At 59.4% G+C, this 19788-nt stretch carries 23 protein-coding genes; 12 read left to right on the forward strand and 11 right to left on the reverse strand.

Features of this window, described 5'->3' with window-relative positions:
- Positions 1-411 precede the first annotated feature (411 nt).
- On the forward strand, positions 412-1710 hold the full coding sequence (locus tag ACEN2R_RS16780; RefSeq protein ID WP_442043833.1) for an AAA family ATPase: 1299 nt from the start codon (positions 412-414) through the stop codon (positions 1708-1710).
- Positions 1711-1756: 46 nt separating this feature from the next.
- Positions 1757-2512 carry a hypothetical protein gene (locus ACEN2R_RS16785; protein WP_442043834.1) on the forward strand — a complete coding sequence of 252 codons (756 nt, stop codon included), beginning with the start codon at positions 1757-1759 and terminating at the stop codon, positions 2510-2512.
- Positions 2513-3309: 797 nt separating this feature from the next.
- On the opposite strand, the gene ACEN2R_RS16790 is transcribed toward ACEN2R_RS16785, so the two are convergent.
- Genes ACEN2R_RS16790 through ACEN2R_RS16805 form a run of 4 tightly spaced genes read right to left on the reverse strand, consistent with a single transcriptional unit; the run spans position 3310 to position 7140 of the window.
- Positions 3310-4512, reverse strand: coding sequence for a hypothetical protein (locus tag ACEN2R_RS16790; RefSeq protein ID WP_442043835.1), 1203 nt, complete (start codon positions 4510-4512; stop codon positions 3310-3312).
- 5 nt (positions 4513-4517) lie between these two features.
- Positions 4518-5318, reverse strand: a complete 801-nt coding sequence (locus ACEN2R_RS16795; RefSeq protein ID WP_442043867.1) for a CbbQ/NirQ/NorQ/GpvN family protein — start codon at positions 5316-5318, stop codon at positions 4518-4520.
- A gap of 5 nt (positions 5319-5323) precedes the next feature.
- Positions 5324-6676 (reverse strand): cbb3-type cytochrome c oxidase subunit I, encoded by a 1353-nt coding sequence (locus ACEN2R_RS16800; protein ID WP_442043836.1) that lies wholly within the window; start codon positions 6674-6676, stop codon positions 5324-5326.
- 11 nt (positions 6677-6687) lie between these two features.
- Positions 6688-7140 (reverse strand): c-type cytochrome, encoded by a 453-nt coding sequence (locus ACEN2R_RS16805; RefSeq protein WP_442043837.1) that lies wholly within the window; start codon positions 7138-7140, stop codon positions 6688-6690.
- A 138-nt stretch (positions 7141-7278) separates the two neighbouring features.
- Here ACEN2R_RS16805 and ACEN2R_RS16810 point away from each other — a divergent pair, with 138 nt between their 5' ends.
- Together ACEN2R_RS16810 and ACEN2R_RS16815 are read left to right on the forward strand one after the other, a co-directional pair.
- Complete coding sequence (locus tag ACEN2R_RS16810) at positions 7279-7497, forward strand: DUF1858 domain-containing protein (protein ID WP_442043838.1); 219 nt, start codon at positions 7279-7281, stop codon at positions 7495-7497.
- Positions 7498-7714: 217 nt separating this feature from the next.
- Positions 7715-8902 (forward strand): NnrS family protein, encoded by a 1188-nt coding sequence (locus ACEN2R_RS16815; protein WP_442043839.1) that lies wholly within the window; start codon positions 7715-7717, stop codon positions 8900-8902.
- Between the two features lie 17 nt (positions 8903-8919).
- On the opposite strand, the gene ACEN2R_RS16820 is transcribed toward ACEN2R_RS16815, so the two are convergent.
- Positions 8920-9615 (reverse strand): Crp/Fnr family transcriptional regulator, encoded by a 696-nt coding sequence (locus ACEN2R_RS16820; protein ID WP_442043840.1) that lies wholly within the window; start codon positions 9613-9615, stop codon positions 8920-8922.
- A 99-nt stretch (positions 9616-9714) separates the two neighbouring features.
- Between ACEN2R_RS16820 and ACEN2R_RS16825 the strand changes: the two genes are divergently transcribed.
- On the forward strand, positions 9715-10149 hold the full coding sequence (locus ACEN2R_RS16825) for a pseudoazurin (RefSeq protein ID WP_442043841.1): 435 nt from the start codon (positions 9715-9717) through the stop codon (positions 10147-10149).
- Positions 10150-10212: 63 nt separating this feature from the next.
- On the opposite strand, the gene ACEN2R_RS16830 is transcribed toward ACEN2R_RS16825, so the two are convergent.
- Positions 10213-11022 carry an SUMF1/EgtB/PvdO family nonheme iron enzyme gene (locus tag ACEN2R_RS16830; RefSeq protein ID WP_442043842.1) on the reverse strand — a complete coding sequence of 270 codons (810 nt, stop codon included), beginning with the start codon at positions 11020-11022 and terminating at the stop codon, positions 10213-10215.
- A gap of 69 nt (positions 11023-11091) precedes the next feature.
- Positions 11092-12240 (reverse strand): copper-containing nitrite reductase, encoded by a 1149-nt coding sequence (gene nirK, locus ACEN2R_RS16835; protein WP_442043843.1) that lies wholly within the window; start codon positions 12238-12240, stop codon positions 11092-11094.
- A gap of 216 nt (positions 12241-12456) precedes the next feature.
- Between nirK and dctP the strand changes: the two genes are divergently transcribed.
- The 4 genes from dctP (at position 12457) to ACEN2R_RS16855 (ending at position 14132) form a co-directional block, all read left to right on the forward strand.
- Positions 12457-13293 carry a TRAP transporter substrate-binding protein DctP gene (gene dctP, locus ACEN2R_RS16840; protein ID WP_442043844.1) on the forward strand — a complete coding sequence of 279 codons (837 nt, stop codon included), beginning with the start codon at positions 12457-12459 and terminating at the stop codon, positions 13291-13293.
- Positions 13257-13415: a hypothetical protein gene (locus tag ACEN2R_RS16845; RefSeq protein WP_442043845.1), complete on the forward strand. Its 159-nt coding sequence runs from the start codon at positions 13257-13259 to the stop codon at positions 13413-13415. The genes dctP and ACEN2R_RS16845 overlap by 37 nt, the downstream gene beginning before the upstream one ends.
- 61 nt (positions 13416-13476) lie before the next feature.
- A complete protein-coding gene (locus ACEN2R_RS16850) occupies positions 13477-13749 on the forward strand; it encodes a class I SAM-dependent methyltransferase (RefSeq protein WP_442043846.1) in 273 nt (90 codons plus the stop codon).
- The gene (locus tag ACEN2R_RS16855) at positions 13749-14132 is read left to right on the forward strand and encodes a hypothetical protein (protein WP_442043847.1); all 384 of its coding nucleotides are present in this window, start codon (positions 13749-13751) and stop codon (positions 14130-14132) included. Before ACEN2R_RS16850 ends, ACEN2R_RS16855 begins: the two co-directional genes overlap by 1 nt.
- A 7-nt stretch (positions 14133-14139) precedes the next feature.
- Here the strand turns inward: ACEN2R_RS16855 and ACEN2R_RS16860 are convergent, their stop codons facing one another.
- From ACEN2R_RS16860 to ACEN2R_RS16870, 3 genes are all read right to left on the reverse strand, one after another.
- Entirely contained in the window at positions 14140-14523 is a 384-nt protein-coding gene (locus tag ACEN2R_RS16860; protein WP_442043848.1) for a LysR substrate-binding domain-containing protein, read from the reverse strand.
- Positions 14524-14771: 248 nt separating this feature from the next.
- On the reverse strand, positions 14772-14903 hold the full coding sequence (locus tag ACEN2R_RS16865; RefSeq protein WP_442043849.1) for a sigma factor-like helix-turn-helix DNA-binding protein: 132 nt from the start codon (positions 14901-14903) through the stop codon (positions 14772-14774).
- A gap of 25 nt (positions 14904-14928) precedes the next feature.
- Positions 14929-15462 carry a sigma factor gene (locus tag ACEN2R_RS16870; RefSeq protein ID WP_442043850.1) on the reverse strand — a complete coding sequence of 178 codons (534 nt, stop codon included), beginning with the start codon at positions 15460-15462 and terminating at the stop codon, positions 14929-14931.
- A gap of 254 nt (positions 15463-15716) precedes the next feature.
- On the opposite strand from ACEN2R_RS16870, the gene ACEN2R_RS16875 reads away from it, so the two are divergent.
- The 3 genes from ACEN2R_RS16875 to ACEN2R_RS16885 are packed head-to-tail and all read left to right on the forward strand — an operon-like array spanning position 15717 to position 18782.
- Complete coding sequence (locus ACEN2R_RS16875) at positions 15717-16313, forward strand: MarR family transcriptional regulator (protein ID WP_442043851.1); 597 nt, start codon at positions 15717-15719, stop codon at positions 16311-16313.
- A complete protein-coding gene (locus tag ACEN2R_RS16880; protein WP_442043852.1) occupies positions 16310-17518 on the forward strand; it encodes a P-loop NTPase in 1209 nt (402 codons plus the stop codon). The genes ACEN2R_RS16875 and ACEN2R_RS16880 overlap by 4 nt, the downstream gene beginning before the upstream one ends.
- Complete coding sequence (locus tag ACEN2R_RS16885; RefSeq protein ID WP_442043853.1) at positions 17511-18782, forward strand: DUF6522 family protein; 1272 nt, start codon at positions 17511-17513, stop codon at positions 18780-18782. The genes ACEN2R_RS16880 and ACEN2R_RS16885 overlap by 8 nt, the downstream gene beginning before the upstream one ends.
- Before the next feature lie 30 nt (positions 18783-18812).
- On the opposite strand, the gene ACEN2R_RS16890 is transcribed toward ACEN2R_RS16885, so the two are convergent.
- A complete protein-coding gene (locus tag ACEN2R_RS16890; protein ID WP_442043854.1) occupies positions 18813-19745 on the reverse strand; it encodes an IS5 family transposase in 933 nt (310 codons plus the stop codon).
- Between the last annotated feature and the right edge of the window lie 43 nt (positions 19746-19788).

Below are 19788 nucleotides of genomic sequence, written 5' to 3' on the forward strand. Positions count from 1 at the left end.
GGAGCGAAAGTGGCTGTGGATAAGTGAAGATGACTTTGGGTCGCATCGACGAGCTATGTGCCGACGGCCAGGCAATCTGCTGCTGTTTAGGGAGGGCGGCGAAATTCGTCGCATGGTTCCACGTAGTAGGATGGCTCTGCCAAATTCGACCTCTCAACTCATCATCAAGGCACGCATTTGACCCGTCTTTACAAGAGCTATTAACGTCGAGGGGCACGGCACTAGTTGACATCACAAGACGGTTAGCATCCAAAATGGTACGGTCGACACAGGGAATTCGGGGGGTTTCACGGCGATCCCAAACAATCTAAAAGGTGCTAGTAGACTTGTTTTGCCGCACAATTTTTAATAGCCGCGGCTAGGCTAAAACGTTTGCTAAAGAAAACGTAGTCATTTTTCGATGGATTGAACATGTACATCACCAGCCTCGAAATATCGAATATTCGTTCGGTAACAAATTTCAAATACGAAATGCGTCTTGGTGACTGCGCCGGTTGGCATGTTATTCTGGGTGACAACGGATCTGGAAAGTCAAGCGTGATCAGATCGCTTGCTATTTTGTTCGCGGGAGGCCCAAAAGTTAGCGCGACCAGACAAATTTGGGAGGATTGGTTGTCCATAAATGAGACAACGGCAACGATTGAGGCGCAAATAAATAGAGATCCCAGTTTTGATCAATTCATCTTAAAGGGCAAGCAACCCACCTCATATACCTTAAGAGCTACGATTGGGAAAGCTTCAGAAAGCGACCTCCAAGGCACAACAATCACTTACAATTCGCAGAATACTAAAACCGCTGAGCGCACAATCTGGGCGGCTGGTAACGGCTGGTTCAGCTCCTCATTTGGGCCATATCGACGGTTTAGTGGTGGCGATCGAGATTGGGATCGCCTTTATGTTTCGCCCGAGTATACGAGAATGGCGGCACATCTATCTGCATTTGGTGAGGATGTGGCATTCTCAGAGGCACTAATTTGGCTAAAGCAGCTCAAAGTTAATACGTTTGAAGATACAAGTGGTAAGAACCAAAGAATATTGGACTCTGTAGTAGCGTTTATCAATGCTTCGAACCTTTTGCCTCATGGTTCGGCAATTTCAGAAATTTCCACAAAGTCTGTCAAGCTGACGGATGCTGCAGGTGTTCCAATAGCGGTGGAGCAAATGAGTGATGGATATCGTTCTGTGCTCAGCCTGACTTTCGAACTGTTGAGGCAGATGTTCTTGGCATTCGGTGACGAGATTGTTCTGTCCGACCTCGAAAAAACGCCTGGTACAATCAATCTTCCTGGTGTTGTGGCTATAGACGAGATTGATGCTCACCTGCACCCAACCTGGCAAGCAAAGATAGGGCATTGGTTTGTCGAGCATTTTCCAAATGTTCAGTTCTTTGCAACGACCCATAGTCCTTTGGTCTGCAGGGCTGCTGCGAAAGGTTCGATCTGGCGGCTTCCGGAGCCTGGGTCCACTGGAACGGCAGAAAGGGTAACGGGTCAGGATTTTGACCGTTTGGTTTCTGGAGATATATTGGATGCGTATGGCACTGATTTCTTTGGTGAAGGTATCGATACTCCTAAAGTTGCCAAGGAGGCCGCTGAACGAATTGCGCGGTTGTCCATGAAGCGGTCGAAAGGTGAGCTTTCAGCCGAAGAAAGTGTTGAACTCAAGCTGCTTCAGGCTTCGCGCCCCACAGTTGCATCGAGCATCGGCTAACATGCTTCGTCTCTCAGCGCCCAATTTATCACTAGGAGACCTGGCATTGATTTCAGCACTTCAAGCTGAGGTTGATGTCGTTCAAAATTACCAGGAACGGGTGAAAGTCGCCAAAGTGAAGTTTGGATCGAAGCCTAAGCCTCTATTTGACAGAGTCCGTGTTGCTCTAGCAGAAGCTTGCGGAGATTTAGTTCGCTGCGGTTACTGTGAGGACTCTTGCGCTGATGAAGTAGAGCATCTTTGGCCCAAAGACTTCTATCCCAATTTCACGTTTGTTCACGAGAATTATTTATTTTCTTGTGGAAGGTGTAACCCAAAAAAGGGCAATAAATTTTCCATTTGGGTTGATGACGCTTGGCTTGATTTGCAGAGCCAAAGGAAATCTGGAATTTTTGTTGAACCTGCAGCTGGAGTTTCTCGATTTATAAGCCCGCTAACAGAAGCACCACTCGAGCTTCTCTGGCTAGATATCGATGGCGGGACGTTCTACTTCGTTGCGACTGCAGATGAAGGTAGTTTGGAATACGATCGCGCAGAATTCACCATCCAAACATTAGGCCTCAATAGAGGGTTCTTGGCGAAGGCGCGCGAGAATGCATATTCTGGATTCCTCGACCGGATGCATATGTATATCGGCTGCAAAGAATCTGGAGGGACCCAAGGCGAATTAGATAGGCGGATTTGGGAATTAAGGCGATGTCCTCACCAGACCGTTCGACATGAAATCGCACGTCAAATCGGGGTTACAATTCTGCCGCCAGACACTGTGGCTCGTTGCCCTGAGCTCTTTTTGGATGAGTAGCCACATTTCGCGACGAGGCACCTCTGAACAAAAGTACTCAAACTGGTCTTGTCCAAAGGTGAACTGTTTCGGTCCCTAAGTGGTCTAAGCTGGAAGCGATTGTGGGAAGTGGAGTACTGATCGGCTTACATCAACGCCACATCAACCCGCGAATGGGTGTTTCGCAGCAAGTTTGCTGCTGAATGTCACTGAAAATGGCTTATTGCGGTGGTGGGAAGTGCGCAAAATCAAAGGCTTGACGCGTAAGTAATTGAATAACTAAAGTATTGGAATCGCATGGGTTTTGGCTCATAACCTGAAGGATGTAGGTTTTGAGGGTCGGTTCGCCCTTGGTAAGGAGCACTCCAATTGCTTGCTTGTTCGGCTCAGGTCAAATCCCCCTCCCGCAACCAATTTAAGCAAATAAATCAGTGGCTTACACAGCGCCCCAAGGGGCGCTTTTGCCGTTCGAAAATTTGAGTCACCACCTGGTCACCAAAATACCCCGCCGCTAAAATAAGCGTATGGGCACCTCTAAAAATTGCCTCAAACTTGCCATGTCATCTGGCGGACGCCGTAAAATTGCGTTTCCAGGAACTGCTCTCCTTTTTGTCGAAAATCAGAAGACTGCAAATCGTAGCTTATGTGCGAATTTAGCGGGGTAGCTCAGGTTGCGCCGCCCTCGACCAGCCTTCGGCGACGTCGGCAGCGCGTCCGGCGCATCATACTCGCAGGGCGTCGCCGTAGGGCAATAGGTGCCGTTCCCTTGCCTTCCGTGCACTAACTCGCTGCGGGTTTCGGTAAGTCCCGGACAGTGATTACGGTACCTGCCGGGGCAGCAGGATGCGACGCGGGTGCAACGCCTCGAACTGGCGGCGCACCCGCGCCATCAGGCGTGGATCGGGGGTGAACGTGGTGCCGGGTGTGGCCTCGGCCTCCAGAACGATGCAGTGGTCCGGCATGTAGGCGCGTGCGCGGTGGTTCCATTCGGGGTAGGTAAACCGGGCCGACAGGCGTTCGTGGTCGGCATCCTGCGGGGCAAGATCCAGATGCAGGCGCAGCCGTGTGGCGGCGCGTTTGTGATGTTTGGTCAGGGTGATATGGTCCTGATCCTCGGCGGCCTTCTGGGCGTTTTCCAGATCATCGTCATCGGTGGCGCGATTCAGCCCCATGCTTTCGACCCATGAAAAAATCGATTCAAACCGGTGCATGATGAAACTGTCGGTGCGGTTGGCCTGTTCGTTGTCCTGCCGGTTGCCCTGCTTGCGGGTTGCCGTGGCAAGACCGGGCGGGGCGCTGATGGTATCGTCCGCAGGGCTTGCCGCCGCACTACCGGTCGCGCGGTCCAGCCATAGCCAGACCGCCACCGGTGCCAAGGGGGCGTAACTGCGCGGCGCGGGTGGACGGGCTGTGTCAACTTGCAAAAGCGGATCGTCCAACAGAACGGCGCGCGCGCGGCGCTCCACATCGCGTTCCGCCTGCGATGCGGCGAGATCGACCCGCTCTGCCATCAGATAGGCGCAAAGCGCCGCATGAGGTGCGCGCAGACCGGGGCAAAGCGCCAAAGCTCGCGCCGTCGCCTGCTGCATCGCAGCCAGATGGGCAAGGTCGGCGGCCAGCGGATCGGTCGGAGCCGGCGCAGGCCTTGCGCAGGCCGCAAGGGCCGCAAGCCACAGATAGGCCGTGCGGTTCATCTGGACCGTCGGAAAGACATCCATCACCGGCGGCAGACGCAGGGTTTCGCCATCGAACGTCGTCCGGTGTTCCAGCACCCGCGCATCGGCCAGCCGCGCGCCGATCCCACGCCGGTGGCACGAGGCAGTGGCGGGGCTGGCGGCAATCTCGACCCCGGGCTTGCCGCCAAGCGCACGAAATAGCAGGGCGATACTGGGGCGTAGCGCATCCAGCGCCACAGCGCTTGTCGCGTGACCAGTCACCGGGGCAAGACGCAGGGCAACGCCGTGCCACAGGTTGCCCATGGCTTCCTCCGGCTCCATCAGATCCATTGGGTGCAGGGCCATCGCGCTTATCCGTAGACGCTTGCGATGACGTCGCGCAGGGCCTGCGCCACGTCGGGTTCATCCGTCAGGGGTTCAACCACCGCCGCCTGCAGGGCGCGTTCAATCGGCATCCCCCCGGCGATCAGGGTGGCGGCGTAGATCAACAGGCGGGTGGAAACCCCTTCCTCCAGATCCATCCCCGACAGGGTGCGGATATGCCCGGCCAACCGGACAAGGGGGGCGACACGGTCCGCATCCAGCCCGCTTTCGCGCGCGACCACGGCGATTTCGGTTGCAGGGTCCGGAAAACCAAAGGTAATCGACAGGAACCGCTGGCGGGTCGACGGCTTCAGCCGTTTGAGGATGTTCTGATAGCCGGGGTTATAGCTTGCCACCAGCATGAAGCCGGGCGGCGCCACCAGTTCCTCGCCGGTGCGGTCGATCATGAGTGTACGGCGGTTGTCGGTCAGCGGATGCAAAACCACCGTCACATCCTTGCGGGCCTCGATCACCTCGTCCAGATAACAAATCGCGCCTTCCCGCACCGCGCGGGTCAGCGGCCCGTCGACCCATTCGGTCGCGCCCCCGCGCAACAGATAACGCCCGATCAGATCGGCTGCCGACAGGTCGTCATGGCAGGCGACGGTGTACAGCGGACGGCCCAGACGGGCCGCCATATGCTCTACAAACCGTGTTTTGCCACAGCCGGTCGGCCCCTTCAGAAGAAGGGGCAGACCATTGGCATGTGCCGTCTCGAACAGCGAACATTCCTGCGCGACGGGGCGGTAGTAGGGTTCCGCCAGTTCCGGCGCGCGTTTGGGGGCCAGCGCGTTCACAACAGGTCTCCGGCCAGTGGGGGTGCAGTGTTTGGCGCGATGATCTCGCGGCGCACAACCACCTGACTGTAGATGAACAGCACCGCGCCCAGAACCACCGCAATGCCGGCCCCAAAGCGCATCATGTAGAACAGGCCAAGCTGGTCCTGCACATCCATGTAATAATCCCCCACGATCCGCTGCATATGCGTCTGGATCGTACCGGCGAAGGTCAGAACAAAGGTCATGAACGCCATGCCCCCGGTCATCAGCCAGAACGACACCATATTCAGCACTTGGTTATAAGGCGCACGCCCGCGCAGCAGCGGCATGGCATAGGTGATGATCGCAAGGTTCATGGCAACATAGGCGCCATAGAACGACAGGTGCCCGTGTGCAGCCGTGATCTGCGTGCCGTGGGTGTAAAAGTTCACCCCGTGGAACGTGTGCAAAAAGCCCCAGACTCCCGCCCCGAAAAACGCCACCGTGGCAGACCCCAATGCCCACAAAAGCGCGGCCTTGTTGGGATGGTTGCGCCGCCCTTTCCACACCATGATAAAGGCGAAGGACATCATCGCGAAGAACGGCACCACCTCGAACGCCGAAAAGATCGACCCCGTCCACTGCCAGTATTCCGGCAACCCGATCCAGTAGAAATGGTGTCCGGTGCCAAGGATACCGGAGAACAGCGCAGTGGCGACGATGACGTATAGCCATTTCTCCACCACTTCGCGGTCAACGCCTGTCAGCTTGAGCATCAGGAAGGCAAGGATAGACGCCATCACCAGCTCCCATGTGCCCTCGACCCACAGGTGGACGACGAACCACCAATACATCTTGTCGAGGCTGAGGTTGTCAGGGTTGATGAAGGCGAAGATCCACAGCAATGACAACAGCCACAGCCCGGTCAGCAACACCCCGGTGATCGCGGTCTTGCGCCCGGCAAGCACCGTCATCGAGATGTTCACCAGAAAGATCACCGCCGCGACAAGAATGCCGAATTTCACCCAGAGCGGTTGCTCGAGAAATTCGCGCCCGCCGTGGATACCGACAAGATAGCCCGCGACAGCCCCCAGCGTGCCGACGACAAGGATGATCAGCTGCAGATAGGCCAGTTTCACCGACCAGATCTCGCGTTCCGATTCCTCGGGCACGAGGAAATAGGCCGCGCCAAAGAAGCCCAGCAACAGCCAGACGATCAGCGCGTTGGTGTGGATCATACGGATGATGTTGAACGGCACCAGTTCAGACAGGGTGTTGGGAGAGATATAGATCCAGCCCGCCAACAATCCGCCCGCCACCTGAATGCCAAACAGCCCCATCGCCACTAAAAAGTAGGCGTATGCGACCTTTTGCGATTGATATTTCATGATTTTCTCTCCTATCCCGCGTCCGTCGGCGGCCAGCCCTGGGTGTCGGTTTGATCGGCCCAACGCAGGAACTCGGCCAGACCGCGCATTTCTTCGGGTGTGATCTTGAAAAAGGGCATCTGGCGACGACCTTCGATGCCACTGGGTTGGGCGGCCATCCACCCATCCAGTATCTCGTAGGCGCCCTCGGGGTCGTCCTGCACGCCCCAGCGTGTCATCACATTGCCAAGCTCAGGGGCGAAATAGGCACCCTCGCCATGCAGGGTGTGGCAGTTGATACAGCTATGGCGTTCCCAGACATGCTTGCCCAAAACCACTTCGGGCGAAAGCGGCATACCTGCGGTAGAGACGTTCACCACATAGCGATGCGAATGAACGGTCATGGCCACGAACACGACGATGAAGAACAGCGATCCACCGTAGAATATGTTTCTGGCACGTGATTTCGTAAGGATCTCTGACATTTGGTCGGTCCTGGCGATTGTTGCGGATCAGGCCGGTCTACGCGGCACGCAGCGAGGCGACGTTGTTCCAGCACAACGACGCGACGCGTTGGCCGGCGCAAAGTCACAAAACGGCACATCAGCCAGAGCGGAGGCACCATGCCCGGCACAAGAATGGACGATCCCGATTTAACGCTATGCCTTCTGTTCGACTATTGGCCGGATACCGCAGCGGTATTCCTATCCCACCGCATGTTCTGTTTTGGCTGCCCGATCGCTCCGTTTCACACGGTGATCGATGCCTGCATCGAGTACCGCCTGGATGAGGCGGCCTTTCGTGCTGAATTGCGGGCTGCGGTGATCGCGACGCTGGCATAGAGCCACTTCACCACTTCACCACGGTCAGATACCCGACAGCGACACCGCCGCAGATCAAGCCGGCAGAATTGCGGCATTTTACATGGCTGGCCTGCGTCAGGCATGTGCATTGGACGGCCCAGAGGTTGAGCCAGCACAAAGACGCTGCGCTGTTGGAGAGCGCAAGTTCACCATCAGAAATATGACCCAGATCAAACACCGCACAAAGGCACCCTATATGCAAAAACCCGTCCGCCCGCTCTACACCGGCCCCGCGCTGTTCAGCTATGGCTTCCGCCCGTTCTTTCTGGCGGCAGGCTTGTTTGCGGTGCTGATCGTGCCCCTTTGGATGGTGGTCTGGTCGGGCAAGGTGAACTTGAACGGCCCATTCTCGCCAATGGACTGGCATATCCACGAAATGCTGTTCGGTTATACTTCGGCGGTGATCGCGGGGTTCTTGTTTACGGCAATTCCAAACTGGACCGGACGGATGCCGACGCGGGGCTGGCCGCTGATCGTGTTGGCTGCCCTTTGGCTGGTCGGGCGCCTTGCCGTTGTCGGGGTATTGGGGGCCGGACCGATCCTTGTGATGACGTTGGACTGCGGTTTCATGGTGGCGATCGGCGCGATGGTGGTGGCCGAAATCGTGGCGGGGCGGAACTGGGGCAATCTGAAGGTGGTTGCTCCGGTGCTTGTGTATCTTGTCGCCAATATCACCTTTCACCTTGAAGCAATGACGCAGGGCAGTGCTGACATCGGGCGCAGGCTGGGCTTTGCGATGGTGGTGATGCTCATCTTGCTGATCGGGGGCCGGATCATCCCCAGCTTTACCGGTAACTGGCTGGTCAAGCGGGCCCCTGAACCGGGGTCGCTGCCCGTGCCGTTCGGACGGTTCGATGCGGCGACCCTTGCGCTGTCGTTGCTGGCCTTGTTGATCTGGGTGGTCTGGCCTATGTCCGCTTTGGCCGGGGTTGGCCTGATGCTGGCCGGGGCGGTGCAAGGTGTGCGGCTGACGCGATGGCGCGGCTGGCGGGTCTGGCGCTCGCCGCTGGTGCTGATGCTGCATCTGGCGTTTTGTTTCATTCCGGCCGGGCTTGTCGCACTGGGGCTGGCATCCATTGGCCATTTGCCGATGGCAATCGGACTACACCTGCTGGGCATCGGTGGATTTGGCGGAATGACGTTGGCCGTGATGATGCGGGCATCGCTGGGCCACACGGGGCGCGCATTGCAGGCGGGGCCCGCTCTGACGCTGGCCTTTGCATGCGTGTCCGGGGCTGCGGTGGTGCGGGTGGCCGCCCCGACTGACCTGGGGCTTTGGACCGCGGCGGCGCTTTGGTCGTTTGGCTTTGGTATCTTTGTGTGGCGTTTCGCGCCGATTCTCAGCGTGTCCAATCCGGCGCGGCGCGTGCCCGGTGGCCGTTGAGGCCACCCCGTGCAACGTCAGACGTTTGCCCCACTCAGCATGACCAGTCGATGCGGTGCCGTCACTGTGATCTTGCGGCGTTCTGACATCACGATCCCGTCACGCTCCCACGCGCTCAACAGGCGGCTGACGGTGTGCAGGGTGGTTCCGGTCATGTCAGAGATGTTCTGCCGGGTGATCGGCAAGCCTATTTCGACGCCGCCCTCCACCTTGCGACCGGTCTGGCTGATAAGCCGCAGGATCGCGCACGCGACGCGTTGTTCCACTTGTTGCGTGGCCATTTCAACGATGCGGTTGTTCATCTCGCCCACCCGTTCGCCGACCGTCTTATAGGTTTCGGTGGCAAAGCCGTCATAACGGGCGGTGAACTCGGCCCACATCCGGTTGGGCCAGCACAACGCCACGCAATCATCCGCCGTCATCGCCGTCGCAGGATAGGTGGTGCGCCCAAGTGCGGCCCCGATGCCGAACAACTGCCCTGGCGCGATGTGAAGCGCGATGATCTGATCGCCCCCCGGCGTGGTTCGGATCACGCGAATATGCCCATCCAGCAGCAAAAAGAAACGCTCGACCGGCATGCCTTCGCTGAACACCGCGACACCCGGATCAAAGCGCAACGCATGTGACGCGTCCAGGATTTCGCGGATCTGGGGGCGGCTCAGTTTGCAAAACGGCGGCAGGTCGGTCAGCAAACTTTCATCAAGTTTCTTCAAACGAAGCCTCCGATGTTGTGGAAGCACAACGAGTCGGGCGCATCCATAGCCTAGAACCGGGGCAAGACCAACCTTTACTGTTCTCTGAAAGGACGCTCCATGTTCCCGAAATTGATCGCCGCAAGCTTTGCCGCCCTCTTGCTGGCCCCTGCGGCCCATGCCGAAAACTTCGACGTAACGATGCTGAACAAAGGTGCCGAAGGCGCGATGGTGTTCGAGCCGGCTTTTGTGAAAGCCGCCGTCGGCGACACTGTCACCTTCATCTCCACCGACAAGGGCCACAACGTCGAAAACATCGACGACATGCTGCCCGCGGACGTCGAGGAGTTCAAAAGCAAGATGGGCCAGGATTATGTCGTGACGCTGACGGCCGAGGGCCTTTACGGCGTGAAATGCACCCCGCACTACACGATGGGCATGGTGGGGCTGATCCAGGCCGGTGCGCCGGTCAATCTGGATGCCGTCGCGGGCGTGACCCTGAAGGGCAAAGCAAAAACCCGGTTCGAGCCGCTGATCGCGCAGATCGCCAAGTAATCGCTGCGTCGCGCAAGTAAGAAGGGCGGTTCCGGAAACAGGACCGCCCTTTGCCTGGCGTCGTCAGGCCGCACCATCGCGCACCAACCGGAACCCCAGATAATCGGGCGGCACACCGGCCGCACAGCCTCCCGAGCGCGCGTCGCGGATGAAGTCGATCACGAAGGCCCGGTGCTTGCCCTGCACCGCCCGCACGCCGCAATAGTTTGAACGCGTGCCAATGGTATTGCCCGTCGCGGTCACTGTGCCGTTCTGAAAGCAGGTCTCGGTCCATTCCCAGACATTGCCCGCGATGTCTGCAACCCCCAGCTTGTTCACTCCGAAATGCCCCCGGGCATGCGGCATCAGATCCGCTTCGCCCCGCAGCGCCACCTCGCGCCGGTAGCTTGCGATCCAGCGACGCGAGGGATCATCGCCATTGGCCTCTTCAGCGAACGTATCGTCGCTACCGCGCTCTGCCGCTGCGCGCAGCCATTCCGCATCTGTCGGAAGCCGCCAATGCTGTCCGGTCCTGTCCGAGAACCAAGCGGCATAGGCGGTGGCATCGGCGTGATTGACGTTGGTCTGGGGAAATGTTGATTGTCCGGCAGATGGGACGATCGGGCAGGCCCCGGCGGTCGCGCAGCGGGCATAGTCTGCCTCGCTGACCTGATACTTCATGATCTCCAGCACCGCCGCCGTTCGCTGCTGCACCGGAGCATCCACCACCCTCGTGCCTTTGCGGAACTCTCCTGCAGGGCGATACTCCTGCGGGCCGGCCGCGATCCGCACGGTTTCGGGCAGCGCCACCGGTGTGGGGAGGGCAAGCCACAGAACGGCCCCCGCCACCAGTGCCACAAGCGCCACAAACACTGGAACGGACTGGCGATACATGATTTCCCCTCACGTCAAGAAAGGGCGACCCCGAACACGGGGCCGCCTGTCAGACACTGCCAGCCGGGTTTACGGCAGGGCGGTGCGCCCTTCGTGCACCACATCATATTCGACCGGGGCCACCACCTGTTCCATCAGGTCGTTGTTCCAGTCGCCCCCGACGATCACATGCGCCGTTGCCCCCAGATTGACCGCCTCGATCAGGTTGTGGTTGACGTAGGCGTAGACCCCTGGCTGCCGAAAGGTATACAGCGCCGCCCCGGCGGACCCGCCCCGAATGAACCACGTTTCCAGATCACGTTCGGGCAGGTTGTTGAACTTGCCGGTTTCCCAGACCAGATCGCCATGCCCGCCGATCAGATGCGGGCGGGTGTCGCGGTTGGCCTGGCTGTGCACGAAAAGCACGGTTTCGCCCTGTTCCGCCTCCAGCGCGCGATCGCCGGTCAGTGCGCCCACGCGACCGTTGAACACCACATGTGACGGGATCAGGCCGTTCATCACCGCCAGCATGTCGGAATAACCTTCGCCGGCATCGGCAAAGCGCATATAGGCACCATCCGGCCCGCGAGGAATGTAGAAATCATTCTCGCCGATGTAATAAATGCGGTCATAGGAAACCGGCGCGCCAAGGTGATCCTTCAGTCCGTCGCGCGGCAGCACCATGATGCAGCCTGACATGCCCGAGACCACATGCCAGGGGATCATCGGCCCCCCCGGCGCGCAGTGATAGACAAACACCCCCGGCCGAGTCGCCTTGAACCGCAGCACGGCCTTCTCGCCGGGGTTGACCAGAGTCAGCGATCCGCCGCCAAGCGCGCCGGTGGCGGCGTGAAAGTCGATGTTGTGCTGCATCATGTTTTCCGGCGGGTTGAACAGGGTCAGTTCGACATAATCGCCCTCGTGCACCACCATCATCGGGCCGGGAACCGAGCCGTTGAAGGTCATTGCCTGCATCCAGGCATCCTCGTCGACCTGGATTTCCTTTTCCATGATCTTCATTTCGAACTCGACGATCTCCGGGCCAGTCGTTGCCACTTGCTCGTGCGGATGCACGAATGGCGGAGCCACCAGCTTCACCTTGCGGCGCGTCAGCGTCGAAAGGTCGACCGGCGCCGCATTTGAGGTGTCCATCACCTCTTCAGCAAGAGCGGTCTTGATGACATAGGGCGAGGCAGCAACCAGTGCGGCCCCCATGATTGCAGCGCGTCTCGTGAACATCGGTTTCTCCTTCTGGGATCGGTCACTTTCCCAAGGTCTAGACCGCTGAACGCGGATGTTCCTTGTGATACCACAACGTTGCGGGCAGTTGGTGGCCCAGTTCGGCACGGCGGTTGGCCGATACTCGGCAATCTCGGCGCCAAGATCGCCGGACAGAAATTCTCGCCCGAGCCAAGCCACAGGCTCGGATATTGTGCCGGTCGACGGCTGGCCCTTTTGCGTAGTGGTTCTGGTTTTTTCCGGCCCGAAAATCTGGCCGGGGACGACTTCGGTTATCTGGCAGGGGCCTGTAATGATGCTTTCATTGTGGGCAATTCTCCGAGAGTTTTGCCCTCCGGTAAACCCGGGGCGGTTCACATCGACGTCTCGGTCTTCCACTCGGGCACGCTGTATACTGACCGCGACGCAATCGCCGCGCTTGGCACTGGGGCGGTGCATATGGTCTGGCCGGTCAGCGTCAACCTGGAATCCATCGCGCCGGAATACGGCGTCGTGAACCTGCCGTTCTCGCTGACGGATCAGTTCATGCAATCCGAAGGGGCCGTGGCCGAACTGTCGGACATGATGTCCAAGATCATCGAGGGGCGCGGCATCCGTGTCATGGGCCTGATGCGCACCGCCGACCTGATTTTCCTGTTCAAGGAAAAGGCAGTCACGCAGCCGTCGGATCTGTCCGGCGAGCGGGTGCGGATGACGGGTGGGCGTGTCCTGCAATCCATGTTGCGTGAATTCGGCGCCAGCCCGATTTCGATGCCTGCGACGGAAATGGCAGCGGCGTTGATGCAGGGCGCGATCGACGGGATCTTTACCTCGGCCGGGGGCTGGGAAATGGTCGGCACCAATGCGGCCCAGACGGCCAGCTATATCCCCGGCCTCAGCCTGCTGTCCTATACCATCGTTGCGGATGACAAATGGATCAGCAGCCTGCCCGAAGACCTGCGCAAGGTCGTCGTCGACACCACCAACGAGCTGGTCGCGATGCGTGGCAGGAAGGCATCGAAAAGGACAAGGCGACGATGCAGCTGCAGCTGGATCAGGGCGGCAATCTGGTGACGGCGGATGACGCCGCAATCGCCGAATTCCGCGCGCTGGCGGAAACGGCATCGGCTGAATTCACCGACAAATTCCCCGAAGTCTGGGAGCAGTTCCGCACCTTGAAGGCCAAATACGAATAATCCAGATCACGCGGGGCGGCCATCGGTTGCCCCGCGTCATTTTCTTTGCGACGGACATCCCATGAGCCCCAAACAGCCCACAACCGCACTGCACGTCATCGCGCGCGCGCTTGACGCCGGGGCCCGCGCGACGCTGTTGGATGTGGGATGCGGCGCGGGCGGGCTGAAGCGGCATATCGAAAAGCTGGGCGTGATCTGGACGGGGGTGGATCCTGCCGTGCCCGGCGCGGGCAGCGACATCCACCGGGCCGGGGCCGAGGCGCTGCCGTTCGACGCGGGCGCATTCGATTCGGTCCTGTTCCTGAATTCGCTGCATCACGTTCCGCCCCCCTGATGGGCGAAGCCCTGCGCGTGCTGGCGCCGTCAAAGGGCCCGGTGATCGTGATCGAACCCGATATCAGCGGCGACCTGAGCGAGGCCCTGCGCCGCGTTGACGACGAAACGCAGATCAGGACGAATGCGCAAGCCGCGCTGGAGGATATCGTCACCAGCGGACGGGCGACCCGACAGGCCGCCCATAGCTATATGCGCCACGAACGCTATCAGGATTTCGACGATTTCACCGCGCGCCTGTCAGCGGCGGACGCATCGCGCGCCGCCAGTATTCGCAGGCACCGCGCCGCGCTGGAGGATGATTTTCACCGGCTTGCCACGAGCGATGACCGCGGATTTGTCCTGTGCCAGCCGATGAACGTCTGCCTGCTGCGCGGCGCCTAGGGCCTGATCACAGAAAATCTTCCGATTTGAAGGTCTCGCTGGCGGTTTTCAATGCGGCGACGAACCGCTCGACATAGGGCAGTTGTTGGCCGTCCTCGGGCACGACCATGGACAGCTCGAATTTGGTATCGGTGGCGAACCGGCGCACGATCCCCCCGCGCGAGCGGTGGACGTGGGCGGCAAAGGAATCGACGATGGCAATGCCGCAGCCCATCTCGATCAGCGACCAGGTGCTTTTGCTCAGATGCACGCGCAGCCGCACGATGGGCGACGGGGTGACCCCGGACAGCATCCGGTCCAGCATCAGACCGGACCCGACGTATCGGCATAGCCGATCAGGTGACGCCCGGCGCGTCCGCGTCTTCCAGCAAAGCGTCGAGGTCTTCGCCACTCAGCTCTGTCAGCGGAAAATTCGAAGCTGATCTAATCCCTTCTGCTGGCGCATTGTCGCTGGTCGGCGCAACTGGCCAGGGTGGATTCCCCGGTGAAAAGCCACGCGCTAGCGAAATGGCGCGTTAAGTACGCCCGTATACACAAAGGCCCCGGGAGGAACCATGGGAGGGGGCTGGGGGGCATCTCGCATGAGGAACATGGTCAAATTGCAGTCCGAATTTACAGACGCTTGTGCAGATGGCTTCATCACAAGGTGGCAGTATCCGCAAAAGATGCGCGTAGTCGGGCCAGCGCAGATTCACGGATCTGGCGGATGCGTTCACGGGAAACACCAAACCTATTGCCCAACTCGAGCAGCGTTTTAGGGGTATCCGACACATAGGTTTCAATGATGATGTCTTGCTCACGCTTTTGAAAGCCGGTTCATGTGGGTGGACATTGTTAGCCAGAAGGCGCGGGAATCCAGTCGCTCGCCGACTTCTCGTTCGACATCCACATTCGGATCCTCAAGTAGATCCTGCAATTGCATTGTGCCGCCATCGTCGCCGATGGGTCGGTTCAGCGACCCGTCCGGAGCGGCCAGCCTTTGTTGCATTGACACAACCTGTTCGGGCGTCACCGCGAGATCAGTTGCTATCTGCTCGACAAGCCGTTCAGGTGGAACCTCGCCCGCTGCGACCAGTCGGGTTTCAACACGCTTCAGATTATGAAACAGCTTACGGCTGGAGGCTGAGTTTGGAAGTCGCACCAAGGACCAGTTTTGGATTTTGTGGTCTTGGATTTCCGCCCTGATCCACCATGCGGCATAGGTCGAAAAGCGAAAACCCTTATCAGGATCAAAGAGATCGGCTGCCTTTAGCAATCCGATGTTTGCGTGTTGCAGAAGGTCGCTTTCCAGTTCCTTTCCATTACCCCCGGCCCGCCGCGCCGCAGCCATGGCAAGTGCCTGATGCGCCGTGACTAGCCGGTTGCGCGCGGCCACGTCACCTGTGTCGCGCCAGCATCTGGCAAGCCGCGCCTCTGTTTCCGCATCCAGAAATTCTGCGCGCGGCGCCTGTTTGCGATTGGTTCGGGGTGGTAAAAAAGGTTTGTTCATCTGCTTCACTTATAGTTTCGTTTCGACACTAAGCGGCGTGGAATTCTCTTGTCAATTTGATTTCGAAACGATATCTGTTTTAAATGGGCAACAAAGTGACAAACACAGATGAACTTGCCGAACTGCTTGTCTATCTTGGGCGGGCCGCTCGGGGGGGGGACACAGGGTCAGACCTGACAGCGGCGCAATGGACGGCGCTGCGGTTTTTTGCGCGTGCAAATGGTATTTCCCGAACGCCATCGGCCTTTGCCAGCTTTCACGCCACCACGCGGGGCACAGCATCGCAAACCATCAAATCATTACTGACAAAAGGGTATCTTTCCCGACATGAGGCTAAGGACGATCGGCGCAGTGTGCGGTACGATTTGACGGACGTCGGGATGCAGGTCATGCGCGATGATCCCTTGCGTGAACTTTCAGACGCCATTGATCGTCTGGACGTCCGGCTGAAATCAGCCTTGCGGCAGGCCTTGCCCGCCCTTGTGGGAGAGATCGCAGACATTCGCGATACCGTCGCCTTCGGCACCTGCGGCGGTTGTCGGCATTTTTCGGATTGTGGCGCGACCAGCTATTGTGTCTGCGTCGCAGCAGAACTCGATCCGGCTGATCTTGGCCGGTTGTGCATCAATTTTGCCGCGGTGCAGGACCCAAAGCTGGTCTTGCCCGGCGTTGACCCAAGGAAAACGACATGACCCCCGCACAAACGACGCCCCGCGCATCTGATGAGTCAGGCATGGCGCATCTGGGCCAGATCATTGCCGTCGCCAGCGGCAAGGGCGGCGTGGGCAAAAGTACTGTCAGCACCAATCTGGCATTGGCCCTAGCGGCGCAAGGTGCAGCGGTCGGGCTGGTAGACGCCGACCTTTACGGCCCCAGTGTGCCGGGAATGTTGGGAATAGAGACGGGGAACCCCCCGATGATGTCACCTACGGGCAAGGTGGCCCCGGCACAGGCGCACGGAATAAAAGTCATTTCGATGGGCATGCTGACCGATGATGACAGGCCCGCAATCCTGCGAGGCCCCATGGTATCGAAATACCTACGCATGTTCATTCTTGATGTGGATTGGGGCAAGCTCGACTATCTGATCCTCGATCTGCCCCCCGGCACTGGCGACACGCAACTGACGCTGGCGCAAAGTTTCCCGCTGACTGGGGCGGTCGTGGTCAGCACGCCGCAAGATGTCAGCCTGAAAATTGCCAGACGCGGGATCCGGATGATGGAGCAGGTCAAGGTGCCAATTCTTGGCATCGTTGAGAACATGAGCGGGTTCACTTGCCCAACTTGTGGCGACGTAACCCATATCTTCCATCAAGGCGGCGGCGCGAAGATCGCGGCCAGCCTTGGTGTGCCGTTTCTGGGAGCGGTCCCGCTTGACCCGGCAATCGTGGATTGTGGCGATGACGGGCGGCCTTTGGTGATTGCCTATCCTGATACTCCTGCTGCGCAAGCCTATCGCGATATCGCCGCAACCCTGTCGGGGCGGGCACGTTCTATGGCCGGGATGCCGACACCATTTGACTGGCATTGGGCGGGTGACGCCAGCACTCCAGGGGCCGCGCCTATGACAGACCATGCGGGAGGCGCGGCAGAAGTTCCCGTGGCACTGGCTCGGCGCGATGGGCGCACCTTGGCCGTGCTTTGGCAGGATGGTCATGATCAAGAGATCGGCGCGCGCGATCTGCGTCTGGCCTGCCGTTGTGCGGCTTGCGTCGATGAGATGAGCGGGCGCGCGGTGCTCGACCCGATGACGGTGCCACTGAACATCGTGCCGACCCGGATCTGGAGCCTTGGCAACTATGCTATCGGCATCAGCTTCAGCGATGGCCATAGTTCAGGAATTTACACTTTCGATCAGCTTCGCGGGATGGTGGCCGCCGAGGTTGAAGATGTCTGACCTGAAAGTGCCGCTGCTTATTCGTGCCGAAACTTCGCCCGCTGATCCGCTCAGCATGCGCTTTGTGTTGGACAGAGACGTGCAGGCCAATGGCCTTGCGACCTTTCCCGATGTCGCGTCAGCGCAGGGCGCCCCTTTGGCCGAGGCACTATTTGCCATCTCCGGGGTGAAAATGGTTGATGTTTCGGGCGCAATTGTGACCGTTTTAAAGAGTGATGCCAACGATTGGGCCGTCCTGAAACGCCCGATTGCCGATGCACTTCGCGGCATCATGGCGCAATCTTCTGCGCCCTTGGGGGCAGAGGTCAAAATCATTGGCCAAGCCCGGACCGATGCCGAAATTCGTCTGGCAGTGCAAGAGGTACTGGACCGCCAAGCCAACCCTGCGATTGCCGGCCACGGCGGGCATGTCCGCGTGGCTGACGTGCAGGACGGCGTTGTTAGCATGCTGATGTCAGGAGGCTGTCAGGGCTGTGCATCCTCTGCCGCGACCCTGCGCGGCGGGGTGGAAAGCATGATCCGGGCCGCTGTACCTGAAGTCCGCGACATCATTGACGTGACGGACCATGCCGCAGGTGAGACCCCGTTTTACAGCAACGAGCCCGATGCTGCGCCGCCGCCGAAGCGTCCGCTGCTCTATCGTCCCGTACCACCCGATATGATTGTGCGGGAGGAGGACCAGTTTCTGATCTCGCCCGACTACCTTGCACCCCGCTTGGGGATGGACCCAGAAACGCTACGGGCGGCGATGCAATCGGGCGAGGTTGTCAGCCAATCGGAATCTGGCACCGGCGCGGACGCAGGAAAGACGCGGCTGATCATGCGCTCCAGTCGGCGGGTTTGGGCGGCCGAAATTGCTGCGGATGGAACGGCCTTTGAAATCCCGGCGCCACGTGCCGCAGTAGAGGCAACCGCCGCCGGCAGTGCGTTGCGCGATCGCATCCGTGCGTATCTGATGGGCTTGTGCGCAGCAGATGTCCCGGTAAGCTACGGCCAGCTTGCCCGTGCCATGGGGCTCTATATGCCAGGGTCCATTGGCAAAGTAACTCAGGCACTCGAGGCGACCATGGTAGAGGACGCCGAAATCGGCGCGCCGTTCCTGGCTGCACTCGTCGTAAGCAAAATTGCAGACGGTGAACCGGCCAAAGGGTTTCATCTGCAGGCGCGCGCACTGGGTCGAGGACCGGGCTTGGGCGAAGGCGACCTGAAGTATTACCAGCGCGAGTTTACCAGTGCCGTTGGCCCTGTTGCACAAATGGGCTGATGGCCGGGGTTCCCCTTTCCCCGGACGGATTTATCCCACAGCTTCCGTGACGGGTATGCCGTGCGCGGTGTAGCCGTTCAGGACTGCGATGCGCACCTGGAGTTCGGCGACCTGGCGGTCGAAGTCCCGCGCCATGAGGCGCTGCCCCAGAAGTTTCACACAATGCATCTTCGTTTCGACGCGGCTTCGGCGGTGATATCCACTCCAGTTTCGCCAGATCGCGCGACCCAGATACTTCGATGCCCGCAGGGCCTCATTGCGTGCCGCCGCTCCGGCTGTGTTTTCCGTCCACGGCTTTGCGTTCTTACGGGGTGGAATGACGGCATGAGCGCCGCGGTCAGCGATGGCATCGTGGCATTTGCGAGTGTCGTAGGCGCCGTCTGCCGTGACGCTGCCGATCTCCTGGCCCTCCGGGATCTGGCTGAGAAGGTCGGGCAAGACCGGTGCATCGCCGATGTGGCTCCCGGTGATCTCGACAGCCCGGATTTCCAAGGTTTCCTCGTCAATCCCGAGATGGATCTTACGCCAGACCCGCCGCTTGGGCCCACCATGCTTGCGGGCGTGCCACTCTCCTTCCCCCTCGACCTTGATGCCCGTGCTATCGATCAGCAGGTGCAGCGGCCCCTTGGAGCCGCGATACGGGATGTTCACCGCAAGGGTCTTCTGGCGGCGGGACAGCGTGCTGAAGTCGGGCACCGTCCAGCCAAGACCGACCAAGCGCAACAAGCTTTCGACGAACCCGGTCGTCTGCCGCAGCGCCATGCCGAACAGCACCTTCATCGTCAGGCACGTCTGGATGGCGGTATCGCTATAGGTCTGCTGGCGGCCACGCTTGCCTGTCGGCGCGGCATCCCAGGTCATCTCGGGGTCGAACCAGATCGTCAGCGAGCCCCGGCGCTTGAGCGCTTCGTTATAGGCTGGCCAGTTCCTGGTCTTGTAAGTCGGGGGCGTCGGTCTGCTCATGCATCCCAGCTACCACACTGGATTCACAAGATGAATCCCTCAT

This window comes from Pseudogemmobacter sp. W21_MBD1_M6, from assembly GCF_052119585.1.
GTDB lineage: Bacteria > Pseudomonadota > Alphaproteobacteria > Rhodobacterales > Rhodobacteraceae > JBGQOJ01.